The sequence below is a fragment of the Sphingobacterium phlebotomi genome, assembly GCF_008180195.1.
Classification (GTDB): domain Bacteria; phylum Bacteroidota; class Bacteroidia; order Sphingobacteriales; family Sphingobacteriaceae; genus Sphingobacterium; species Sphingobacterium phlebotomi.
On sequence record NZ_VTAV01000046.1, the window covers coordinates 1 to 819 of the forward strand.

An 819-nucleotide genomic window follows, 5' to 3' on the forward strand; every position below is an offset into this window, starting at 1 on the left:
TGAAGTCCTTTTTGAAGTCCTTTCTGAAGTCCTTCCTCCAAACCTTGCCTCACAGCCGTAATCCGAATGCTCTCCGCATCCCGCTTGTTTTTTAAACTCGATTCGTACGCTTTCATATCTTCTGCTTTTAGATTGGACACCTCTCCGATATCAAAGATAAGACCAAATACACGTTTATCCAAAAATTTCGGGATTTCTCTCAGCTCCGACATGTGCTTGAAAACATATAGCCACATATCCATAAAGGTCTTGATGTCAGCTTCTTCTTTACCGAAATTAGACAGGCTGAGAAGCTTGTAGCCCAGCTTATCGTAAAACTGAGCTTTACGCTCCCGATCGTAAAGTACCACATCATAATAATACTGATTACTCGCTTCTCTGTCAAGTGCAAAATCAAGGATACCGATGAAATAAACTTCCGGAAGTTCATATGTATTGCCCTTATATCCACGCGGCACCAGTGTATGGATAAGACGCGAACTGTAGTAAACCATTCGGTCGCGGATAAAATCCTGCGACAGCTGCTGCATCTCAATGATGAAATGGCTATCGTCATCGCTCGTGCAATACAGATCAAAGATAACCTTCCGATCATTATCCTGCACGCCGTTACGCTCTGTCGGGCGGTATTCCAGATCAAGGATGACCTTTTCTCCTTCAAAAAGGCCGTTGAGAAAATTAATGAGGTTGGGTTTTCCACCATCTGGACCAAAATAGAGCTTCATACCGAAATCGGTACACATGTCTACATATTTTCCCAGAAAATTTCTATTCTTCTTCATAATACTTACAATTGGGTTCAAATCCAAAGATAAGCAC

1 protein-coding gene is annotated in these 819 nt (G+C 42.0%); it reads right to left on the reverse strand.

Going from position 1 to position 819, the window contains the following annotated elements:
* Positions 1-782, reverse strand: a 782-nt coding sequence (locus FXV77_RS21880) for an Rpn family recombination-promoting nuclease/putative transposase (protein WP_148921375.1), incomplete at its 3' end; no start/stop codon positions are given.
* Between the last annotated feature and the right edge of the window lie 37 nt (positions 783-819).